The organism is Lonepinella sp. MS14434 (assembly GCF_042468235.1).
Lineage (GTDB): Bacteria > Pseudomonadota > Gammaproteobacteria > Enterobacterales > Pasteurellaceae > Lonepinella.
In genome coordinates, this window is the sequence record NZ_CP170386.1 from 1,591,081 (window position 1) to 1,602,423 (window position 11,343).

Genomic DNA, 11,343 nt, shown 5'->3' on the forward strand with positions numbered 1-11,343 from the left:
TATTTAATGTATTCTAATTTTTATACTCATGGAGACCGAAGATGAAACATTTTTTAACAAAAGATTTTCTGTTGGATAATGAAATTTCTAAAGAATTATTTTTTGATTATGCAGAGAATCAACCTATTTTTGATTATCATTGTCATTTACCACCACAACAAATAGCAGAAAATTATCAATTCAAAAATTTATATGACATCTGGTTAAAAGGAGATCATTATAAATGGCGAGCAATGCGTACACATGGTGTAGAAGAACGTTTTTGTACTGGAGATGCGACTGATTATGACAAATTCCTAGCTTGGTGTGAGACAGTTCCTTATACCATAGGCAACCCTTTATATCACTGGACACATTTGGAATTACGCAGACCTTTCGGCATCACCGATACATTATTATCACCACAAACTGCACAAGAAATTTGGCATAAGTGTAATGCCTTATTAGAACAAGAAAACTTCTCTGCCAAAGGTATTATTACGCAAATGAACGTAAAATTCATTGGTACGACAGATGATCCCGTAGATAATCTGCAATATCATAAAATGATTGCTACCGATAAACAGTTTACAACTAAAGTTACCCCAAGCTTTAGACCAGATAAAGCGTTTAATATTGAGCAAGAGAATTTTAACAGTTATATTGAAAAATTAGGCAACGTCGCTGATGTTGAAATTACGTCATTTACTACTTTATGTGATGCTTTGACAAAACGTATTGATTATTTTGCAATGCATGGTTGTAAAGTTTCCGATCACGCTCTTGATACGGTGCCTTATGCTGACGCTGATGAGAAAGAATTGAATCAGATACTAGATAGCAAGCGATCTGGTCATCAACTAGACAAATTACAAATTGCTAAATTCAAAACCGCTGTTCTAGTCTTTCTTGCCGGAGAATACCATAAACGTAATTGGGTTCAACAATATCATATTGGCGCATTACGTAATAGTAATACCTTTATGTTTAATCACTTAGGCCCTGATACAGGATTTGATTCCATTAATGATGAACCTATCGCCCAAGCCTTAGCACATTTACTTGATGCACAAGGTAAAAATAACCAATTACCAAAAACTATCTTATATTGCCTGAATCCACGTGATAACGAAGTCATTGCCACAATGTTGGGTAATTTCCAACAGGCAGGGATCAAATCAAAAATGCAATTCGGTTCTGGTTGGTGGTTTAATGATCAAAAAGATGGAATGATTCGTCAAATGACACAACTTAGTCAACTGGGACTTCTTAGTCATTTTGTGGGTATGTTAACAGATAGCCGTAGTTTCTTATCCTATACTCGCCACGAATATTTCCGCCGTATTTTGTGTCAAATGCTCGGTCATTGGGTACGTGATGGTGAAGCACCGCATGATATTAAATTATTAGGTCAGATGGTTTCAGATATTTGTTTTAATAATGCCCGAAATTACTTTGAAATAGAACTCAATTAATCATTGGAGAAAGCGTTATGCAAACCTTAAACAGAAAAAACTTCCCCGGCCGTCAGCACCCAACCAAAATCATTCAATTTGGCGAAGGGAATTTCTTACGGGCTTTTGTGGATTGGCAAATTGATTTACTTAATGAACAAACGGATCTCAATGCTGGGGTGACCATTATTCGCCCTATTAATACGGATTTTCCACCATCACTTAATACCCAAGACGGATTATACACCACCGTTATTCGTGGATTAGATGAAAAAGGCGATGTGGTAAAACAATGTCGGATTATTCGTTCCGTTAATCAGGAAATTAATATTTATCAAGATTACGACGACTATTTACAACTTGCTCACAATCTTGAGATTAAATTTATTTTCTCGAATACCACCGAAGCGGGCATTAGCTATAACGAAAATGATCAATTTGATGATCGTCCGCCTAGCAGTTATCCGGCCAAACTAACCCGTTTGTTATATGAGCGTTTTATTGCCGCCAATGGCGATAAACAGCAAGGTTTTATTCTCTTACCTTGTGAACTGATTGACTACAATGGTGAGCAATTAAAACATATGGTGTTGAAATATGCTCAACAATGGCAACTTTCAACGGTGTTTATTAATTGGCTAGAAACTGCCAATACGTTTTGTTCAACCTTGGTTGATCGTATCGTCACCGGTTATCCACGCAATGAAGCGACCGAATTGGAAGCGGAATTAGGCTATCAAGATAGCTTTTTAGATACCGCAGAATATTTCCATTTATTTGTGATTCAGGGGCCTAAGTCACTGGCTCAATGGTTGCGTTTAGATCAAGCGGATTTAAATGTACTGATTGTTGATGATATTAAACCTTATAAAGAACGTAAAGTGGCGATTTTAAATGGGGCACATACCGCATTAGTGCCAGTGGCGTATTTATCTGGTGTCAATACCGTAGGCGAAGCCATGGACGATCCTGCCCTTTGTCAATTTGTCAAAACCGCGGTGGAAAATGAGATCATTCCTGTCCTTTCTTTAGCCAAAGACGAATTACAACAATTTGCAAATGCCGTGATTAAACGTTTTCGTAATCCGTTTATTCAACATCAGCTATTGTCCATTTCCCTTAACAGCATGACCAAATACCGCACCAGAAATCTGCCACAATTACTGGCTTATCAACAAAAATACCAAAAATTACCACCGCGGTTAACCTTTGCGTTCGCTGCCTTAATCGCTTTTTATCGTGGACAACGAAATGGTGAGACGATTCCATTACAAGATGATGAAATCTGGTTGAACAACTACAAACAATGGTGGGGGCAATATGAAACGGGTCATCTTAGTTTATCTCAATTGGTATGCGATGTTTTAGCACAGGAAAAACATTGGCAACAGGATCTCAGCTCTATTCCACAATTAGCCGATACTCTGACAGAACAGTTAACCATGATAATTCAACAAGGCATGAGAACGGCGTTAGCCCATTATTGTGGAGATGAATAATGAAGCAATTTATTAAAATCCACGCTCAAGATAATGTTGCGGTGGCATTACAGGATCTGACGCAAGGCACGATTTTAAGTGTGGAAGCACAGCCCATCACACTTTTGTCGGATATTGCTCGGGGGCATAAATTTGCCCTTTGTCCGATTGCTAAAGATCAAAATGTGATCAAATACGGTTATCCCATTGGACATGCGTTAACCGATATTGCCGTGGGTGAGCATATTCATACCCACAACGTAAAAACCAATCTAAGTGATGTAAATGAATATGACTATCGTCCTGTTGCCACGCCGATAACAGCCCAGTCTCCTGATCGAGACGTGCAAATTTATCGCCGTAAAAATGGAGAGATTGGGATTCGCAATGAGCTTTGGATTGTGCCAACCGTGGGTTGTGTAGTGGGGATTGCGAATCAAATAAAAAAATTATTTATGCAACGTAATGCCCTTGCTGATATTGATGGCGTATTTACCTTTAATCATAGTTACGGTTGTTCTCAATTAGGTTCAGATCATGAAAATACCAAAATTATGTTGCAAAATATGGTGAAACACCCTAATGCAGGTGCGGTATTGGTGATTGGCTTAGGCTGTGAAAACAACCAAGTGGATATTTTTCGGCAAACCTTGGGCGAAGTAGATGAAACTCGGGTGAAATTTATGATTTCACAACATTATGATGACGAAGTGGAAGCCGGCGTTGAATTATTACAACAGCTTTATCAAACCATGCGACAAGATAAGCGTGAAAAAGGCTTGCTCAGTGAAGTTAAATTCGGTTTAGAATGTGGTGGTTCTGATGGTTTTTCGGGGATTACTGCCAATCCGCTATTTGGACGATTTTCCGATTATTTAGTCAGCCATGGTGGCACCACTGTGCTTACCGAAGTGCCTGAAATGTTCGGGGCTGAACGTATTTTAATGAGCCATTGTCGTAATGAAACAGTTTTCCATAAAACCGTACAAATGATCAATGATTTCAAACAGTATTTTATTGCTCACCAACAACCCATTTATGAAAATCCGTCCCCTGGTAATAAAGCAGGGGGCATTACCACCTTGGAAGATAAATCCCTAGGTTGCACACAAAAAGCAGGCAGTAGTCAGGTGGTTGATGTGCTGAAATACGGCGAACGCTTAAAAATATCAGGATTAAATTTATTAAGTGCCCCCGGCAATGATGCAGTCGCCACCAGTGCTTTAGCAGGTGCTGGGTGTCATATTGTGTTATTCTCCACTGGACGGGGAACCCCCTATGGCGGTTTTGTTCCCACCATGAAAATCGCCACCAATAGCGAACTGGCATTAAAGAAAAAACACTGGATTGATTTTGATGCGGGTCGTTTAGTTCACAACCAAAGCATGGAAGAATTATTAAATGATTTTATTAACTTAGTGGTTGATACGGTCAATGGCAAACCGACTAAAAATGAAATTAATGAGTTTCGTGAATTGGCGATTTTTAAAAGTGGTGTCACTCTATAAGGAGAAAAAATGAAAAAATTAACCGCACTTGATGTGTTAACACAATCACCCGTTATTCCTGTAATGGTAATTGATAATTTAAAAAATGCTGTTCCATTAGCAAAAACCTTAGTTGAATCAGGTATAAAGGTATTAGAAATTACATTACGTACTGAATGTGGATTAGACGCGATAAAATTAATTAAACAAGAGATCCCCGATGCAATTGTCGGTGCCGGAACAGTCTTAAATCCAGTGCAATTTGAACAAGCCATGATGGCAGGTGCACAATTTATTATTAGCCCCGGAATAACGGAAAGCTTATTACAAAAAAGCACATTATTTGATGTTCCTTTTATTCCGGGTGTCGCCACTGCAAGTGAAATAATGTTAGCCAAGCAATACGATTTACATTGTCTAAAATTCTTCCCGGCAGAAATAAACGGTGGAATCAAAGCATTGCAAGCCTTTTCCTCTGTATTTCCTGAGATAACATTCTGTCCGACAGGAGGCATTAATGAAAAAAATTATTTGAATTATCTTAATCTAAAAAATGTTATGTGTGTGGGGGGAAGTTGGTTTGTTCCTTTATCTGCCGTTAAACAAGAAAATTTTGCGCTTATTGCTCAATTAGCTCAATCCACAATAGAAGGAATACAATAATGAAAATTGCGGTGATCGGCGAATGTATGATCGAACTGGCACAACAAGATCAACAAGTAAAATTAGGTTTTGGCGGAGATACACTTAATACTGCAATATATTTAGCCCGATTACTACCAAATTCATATTCTGTACATTATATAACGGCATTAGGTGTTGACCCTTATAGCCAGAAAATGCTTGCACAATGGCAGCAAGAACAAATCAAGACCGAGTTGGTACAATGTTTACCCGATAAATTACCCGGTTTATATTCCATTATTACCGATAAAAAAGGCGAGCGTTCTTTTTATTACTGGCGTAGTGATTCTGCCGCAAAATACTGGTTAAAATCCCCTAACGCCGAACAAATTTTATCTAAACTTAAGCAATTTGATTATATTTATTTAAGTGGGATTAGTTTGGCTATTTTAGATAATGCAAGTCGCCAAAAATTATTTCATTTTTTACCGCGCTTTAAACAAGGTGGTGGGAAAATAATTTTTGATAATAATTACCGACCTATTTTGTGGGAAAACAAAGAAACGACCCAACAAATATATCGTCAAATTCTCTCTTTTACTGACATCGCATTTTTAACTTTCGACGATGAACAACAACTTTGGCAAGATAAAACACTTGCTGATTGTATTATGCGAACCCAGCAATTCGGAGTGACTGAAATTGTGATTAAACGTGGGGCGGAAGATTGTATTGTACAAACTCAGCAACAATTCTCAATTCCGGCTATAAAAGTAGAAAATGTCATTGACACCACTGCTGCTGGAGATTCTTTTAGTGCAGGTTATTTAGCGGCTCGTTTACAGCAAAAAAATGAAATTCAGTCTGCTCAACAAGGGCATGTAGTGGCAAGCAAAGTAATTTCATATCGTGGTGCGATTATTCCTAAAGAGATATTTTAAATCTTGCTTACAAACTTCCTGAAAATACACCGCACTTTCAGGAAGTTGATATTTTACTTCGCTATCTTTTTTTGGTTAAACGTTGACTACTTTTTTCTTTTTTAGTTTTCCCTGTCCTTTTCCCTTTCTCCATCTTCAAACTGCGGTTATTTTTTACCACTTTTTCGGCTCTTTTTGCTTTGGTTTTAGCGGTTTTGCCTACACGGCGTGGTTGGCGTTCGCTTGATACTAGAGAGAAATCCACTTGGCGTTGTTCAAGGCTGACGGCTTCTACTTTGATTCTGACTTTATCCCCTAAACGATATAGCATACCGCTGTTCTCGCCAATTAAGCGTTGTCCTGCATTGTCGTATTGATAGTAGTCATTATCGAGAGTGGAAATATGCACCAAGCCATCAATAAACAAATCATCAAGGCGAACAAATAAGCCAAAACCTGTGACTGACGAAATAACACCGTCAAATTCATCACCAACGTGGTCTTGCATAAATTCGCATTTCAACCAGTCTGCCACTTCCCTTGTTGCATCATCGGCACGGCGTTCGGTCATGGAACAATGGTCGCCTAATAAATCCATTTCATCTAAATTATAATGGTACCCGCCACTCTCTGTGGTTTTACGTTTTGCCCCTTTTTGTTTGGCTAACATATATTTTATGCCACGATGTAAGGTTAAATCAGGATAGCGGCGAATAGGTGAGGTAAAGTGAGCATATTCCGTTAAGGCTAAACCAAAATGTCCAATATTATCAGGGTGATACACTGCTTGGCTTAAACTACGTAACAACATGGTTTGAATAAGCTCTTGATCGGGACGTTGTTTGACTTGGTTTAACAACTCGGCATAATCCGCCGTACTCGGTTTATTGCCCCCTCGTAAAGATAAACCACATTCTGCCAAAAATGTGCGGAAAGCGGTTAATTTTTCTTCACTCGGACCTGCATGAATACGATATAACGCTGGCTCTTGGTGACGTTCCATAAAATTCGCTGCAGAAATATTGGCTAAAATCATACATTCTTCAATGATTTTGTGTGCGTCATTGCGTTCTTCTTTTTCAATCCGTTCGATACGCCCCATTTCATTGAAAATAAACTTGCTTTCAATAGTTTCAAAATCAATAGCACCACGTAAATGACGAGCTTCTAGCAAGGCTTGATACATGGCGTGCAATTCCTTTAAGTGAGGAACAAGTGATTGATAACGTTGGCTTAATTCTGCATCGCCGTCTAAAATACGAGCGACTTTAGTGTAGGTTAAACGAGCGTATGAATTCATCACGGCTTCATAGAATTGATAGCCTTTTAATTCCCCTTTATTGGAAACTTCCATTTCGCACACCATACATAGGCGATCAACTTGTGGATTAAGTGAACATAAGCCGTTGGAGAGAATTTCAGGTAACATCGGCACCACTCGATTGGGAAAATAGACCGAATTTCCCCGATTGTGAGCTTCTGCATCTAAAGCAGTACGCAAACGCACATAATAACTGACATCGGCAATCGCCACCCATAAACGCCAACCGTTTTTTTCTTTACGACAATGTACCGCATCGTCAAAATCTCGTGCGTCTTCGCCGTCAATGGTCACTAACGGCAAATCACGTAAATTGATACGCCCTTTTTTCGCTTGTTCTGGCACTTCTTCACTGAGTTTTTTCACCGCTTTTTGGACAGCGTCAGGGAAAGTATGCGGAATATCATGATTGCGTAAGGCAATCTCAACTTCCATACCTTTTGCCATATTATCCCCCAGAATTTCACGAATAATCCCGACAGGTTGGCTAAAACTGGCGGTACGTGGTTTAAGTTCAACCACCACCACTTGCCCCATTCTTGCCCCCATGCGAGATTCATTAGGAATTAAAATATCTCGTCCAATACGGCTATCATCAGGCACCACATAACCAATGCCGTCTTCAAGGAAAAAGCGTCCAACAATTTGTTTTTTACGGCTTTCTAATACGCGAACAATACGCACTTCTTGCCGTCCTTTTCGGTCAAATCCTGTGGGTTGAGCCAACACAAAATCGCCGTGCATCACCCGTTGCATTTGGTTATTCGGAATAAATAAATCTTTATTGGCTACCGCATTTTTAGCAGGGCTTTCGATTTCTAAAAAGCCGTAGCCGTCACGATGCCCAATCACAGTACCTTTGATTAAATCTAACTTTTCAGGCAAGGCATAACATTTACGCTTAGTAAACACTAACTGACCATCATTTTCCATTGCACGTAAACGGCGACGAATACCCTCGATTTCGTCTTCATGGCGTAAACCAAAAGTTGCCACCATTTCTTCACGACTCATTGGAGCATTATGCTCTTGAATAATCTGTAAGATAAATTCACGACTTGGGATAGGGTTTTCATATTTTGCTTGTTCTTGTTGAAAATTTGGATCCATAAGTGCGGTGCTTTTTTTCGCTTTTTTTATTTTTGTCATTATGTATCTCCGCAGGTTAAATGATTAAAATTTATGTAATATATTAGTTTGACACTCTGCTATCATGAATGCAAGGGAAAACCAATACAAATTGATTACAGATAAAATGATGAAGAATTGATGCTAAGAAAATACCCCTTATCGGGGTATTCTAAAGTAAGATAGGGCTATCTCTTAGTTCTTTGTTGTTGTGGCATTTGTTGACCGCTTTGTGGACCACCATTATTCATACCCAAACCGCCTCGTTCACCATGATGACCACCGTGGAAACAACAAGCACTTAAAAATAATGTGCTTACAATAGCGATTACAGCTAATTTTTTCATAAATTGCTCCGATTAAAATAAAACAATGTCATTATCACTGACAACTTATAAGAACCTATTTTTAGGTAAAAGTTCAATAATTAATTGTTAATAAATGCCAGTCCCTGCTTAGTAATTTCTAGCACAGAGGTAGTTTCCCCCCAGTCACCTAATACAATTCGCTCATACTGCGGTGTCATTTGATGAATATGTTGTTTATGGGTATGTCCATGAATTAATCTTGTCACTGCAAATTTTTGCATGATTTGCAAAGTAAATTCAGGATTCACGTCCATAATCTCAACGGGCTTTTGTTGCTTATCCGCTTTGCTTCTGGAGCGAATCTTCTCAGCAATTTTTAACCGCAGTTTTAATGGTAAACATAAAAACAAACGTTGTCGCCATTTTTGATGCACTTTGTAGCGGAACTGTTGGTATTTTTCATCATCAATACAAAGGGTATCACCGTGACAAATCAGGGTTTTAGTGCCATATAAATCAATCACTTGATAATCAGGCAAAAGCTGTAATCCGCAAGTTTCAGCAAATTTTTGTCCGAGTAAAAAGTCCCGATTACCGCAAATAAAATAGCATGCAATACCTTGTTGCGTAATAGAACGAATTTGGTCTTGTACTAAATTAATTAAGTCTGAACGTTCATCATCACCGATCCAAAAATCGAAAAGGTCGCCCAGAATATATAACGCTTCGGCTTGCGGGGCTTGATGCTGCATAAAATCCACAAAAAGTGCGGTTAAATCGGGGCGATTTTCGCTTAAATGTAAATCGGCAATAAACAACGTTTTTTTCATTTAATGTCCTACAATTAACTGCCAACGATGATTAACAGGATCAATTTCTAATTGTTGCTGATGATGTACATTCAGGGTTGAACGGTGCCCAACACTAATAATCGTGGTGTTCGGCAAACGTTCATGTAATAAACGATACATGGCATCTTCTAATCCCTCATCCATACTGGCAGAGGCTTCATCTAAGAAAGCAATTTTCGGTTGGGTAATCAATAACCGAGCGAACGCTAACCGCTGCTGTTCACCGAGTGAAAGTACCCGAGTCCAGTCATTTTCTTGTTCCAATTTATCACTTAAATGTCCAAGTTGCACCGCTCGCATGGTGTCTGTTGCTTGGGCTAAATCCACATTATCAGGGGCAAGATTTGGATAAAATAACGCATCAATCAAACGTCCTTGCGGTAAATAAGGTTTTTGCGGTAAGAACAGGGCATCTTGTTGGGGTAAATAAATATCGCCGTTGGCATGCGACCATAAGCCAGCAATAGTACGTAATAAGGTGGTTTTACCCGCTCCCGATGGACCTTTAATTAATAGTGATGAACCTTGTGGCAGATCGAAAGTTAAATCCGCAATGAGAGTTTCGCCCGTTGGTTTTTTCACCGAAACTTGCTCAAAACGCACCGCACTTTCTAGTGGATGTAATTTTACTTCGGTTGGTTGAGTCGCTTGTTCAATGGCTGAATGGAAGCCTGTTAAACGATCTAACACCGCACGATAACCAGCAAATTCATCATAGGCATTACGGAAGTAAGACAATGCTGATTGTACTCGTCCGAAAGATTGTGCGGTTTGAATTAAATCACCTAATTGAATCTGTTTACTAAAAAATCGACTGGCTTGAATAATAAATGGAAACACCACTGACACTTGAGAAACCATTAAGTTAAAGCCAGAGAGTTTTAGGGTCATATAGACCATTTTCCACACATTGCCGATCACTTTATCAAATTGTTTAAACAGGATATTGCGTTCCATATTCTCCCCACGGAAAAATGCAATACTTTCTGCATATTCTTTAATCCGAATCAATGAGTAACGATAGTTCGCATTTAAGCGTTCATTAGCAAAATTGAGTTGAATTAATGGTCGTCCGATGCGGAAAGCAAAGACACTGGTGACTAACACGTAAATAAACACCAAAAAGACCATGGCGTGGGGTACGGTAATTGAGCCAACTGTCATTTCACCAGATAGATTCCATAGAATTTGGGTAAATGCCACAATAGACACCACTGAAGAAATTACGCCCGTGGCAAAACTAAGTGAACTTGACACATAGGATTGAATATCTTGTTGAATCCGTTGATCGGGGTTATCTAATTGATTATAAATATATTGTGTTTTGTAATAGGCTTGTTCGCCAAGCCATTTATCCACCAGTTGTTGGTTTAATTCTATTCGCCATTGAATGGTAAAACGTTGTCCTAAATAATAAAGTAATAGTACGTTACTAATATTAATGGCAGCTAATACGGAGAACACCACCATTTGGATCCAGAAAACACTTTCATTACTATTTTGTAAAGCGTCATACATCGCCTTATACCATTCCGAGAACAAAATATCTAAACGCACCGCAAATAGGTTAAAAAAGACAATGATAATAAAATAAATTAAGGGTTTTACTCTCCGTTTAGGCGACAAATATTCCTGTGCCAGTGACCAAAATTGTTGCCCCCAACGGGTAGTTTTGACTAAAAACCATAATACGGCGGTGAATACGATGGCGGTGATAACAATCGCTTTTAAGATCCAAAATAAAGAAGTAATTAATTCTTGAACATAATCCATATTAAAATTAAAGCATAAAT

General features: G+C 38.7%; 9 protein-coding genes. 5 read left to right on the plus strand and 4 right to left on the minus strand.

Annotation, left to right across the window (positions count from 1 at the left end; genetic code table 11):
- The first annotated feature begins 41 nt into the window (after positions 1-41).
- From uxaC to O1Q79_RS07670, 5 genes are read left to right on the plus strand one after another with little or no spacing between them, the layout of a single operon-like run.
- On the plus strand, positions 42-1,454 hold the full coding sequence (uxaC, locus tag O1Q79_RS07650; protein ID WP_386691468.1) for a glucuronate isomerase: 1,413 nt from the start codon (positions 42-44) through the stop codon (positions 1,452-1,454).
- A gap of 17 nt (positions 1,455-1,471) precedes the next feature.
- The gene (locus tag O1Q79_RS07655; RefSeq protein ID WP_386691470.1) at positions 1,472-2,932 is read left to right on the plus strand and encodes a tagaturonate reductase; all 1,461 of its coding nucleotides are present in this window, start codon (positions 1,472-1,474) and stop codon (positions 2,930-2,932) included.
- Positions 2,932-4,419: a UxaA family hydrolase gene (locus O1Q79_RS07660; RefSeq protein WP_386691472.1), complete on the plus strand. Its 1,488-nt coding sequence runs from the start codon at positions 2,932-2,934 to the stop codon at positions 4,417-4,419. The genes O1Q79_RS07655 and O1Q79_RS07660 overlap by 1 nt, the downstream gene beginning before the upstream one ends.
- 9 nt (positions 4,420-4,428) lie before the next feature.
- The gene (locus O1Q79_RS07665) at positions 4,429-5,061 is read left to right on the plus strand and encodes a bifunctional 4-hydroxy-2-oxoglutarate aldolase/2-dehydro-3-deoxy-phosphogluconate aldolase (protein ID WP_386691474.1); all 633 of its coding nucleotides are present in this window, start codon (positions 4,429-4,431) and stop codon (positions 5,059-5,061) included.
- Entirely contained in the window at positions 5,061-5,963 is a 903-nt protein-coding gene (locus O1Q79_RS07670; protein ID WP_386691476.1) for a sugar kinase, read from the plus strand. Before O1Q79_RS07665 ends, O1Q79_RS07670 begins: the two co-directional genes overlap by 1 nt.
- Positions 5,964-6,024: 61 nt before the next feature.
- On the opposite strand, the gene rnr is transcribed toward O1Q79_RS07670, so the two are convergent.
- The 4 genes from rnr to O1Q79_RS07690 all read right to left on the minus strand — a co-directional run bounded on the left by rnr (position 6,025) and on the right by O1Q79_RS07690 (position 11,323).
- Positions 6,025-8,412 carry a ribonuclease R gene (rnr, locus tag O1Q79_RS07675; RefSeq protein ID WP_386691478.1) on the minus strand — a complete coding sequence of 796 codons (2,388 nt, stop codon included), beginning with the start codon at positions 8,410-8,412 and terminating at the stop codon, positions 6,025-6,027.
- A gap of 167 nt (positions 8,413-8,579) precedes the next feature.
- Positions 8,580-8,738, minus strand: a complete 159-nt coding sequence (locus tag O1Q79_RS07680) for a hypothetical protein (protein ID WP_386691480.1) — start codon at positions 8,736-8,738, stop codon at positions 8,580-8,582.
- Positions 8,739-8,818: 80 nt separating this feature from the next.
- Positions 8,819-9,529 carry a UDP-2,3-diacylglucosamine diphosphatase gene (gene lpxH, locus O1Q79_RS07685; RefSeq protein WP_386691482.1) on the minus strand — a complete coding sequence of 237 codons (711 nt, stop codon included), beginning with the start codon at positions 9,527-9,529 and terminating at the stop codon, positions 8,819-8,821.
- Positions 9,530-11,323, minus strand: coding sequence for an ABC transporter ATP-binding protein/permease (locus tag O1Q79_RS07690; protein WP_386691484.1), 1,794 nt, complete (start codon positions 11,321-11,323; stop codon positions 9,530-9,532). It lies immediately after the preceding gene.
- Between the last annotated feature and the right edge of the window lie 20 nt (positions 11,324-11,343).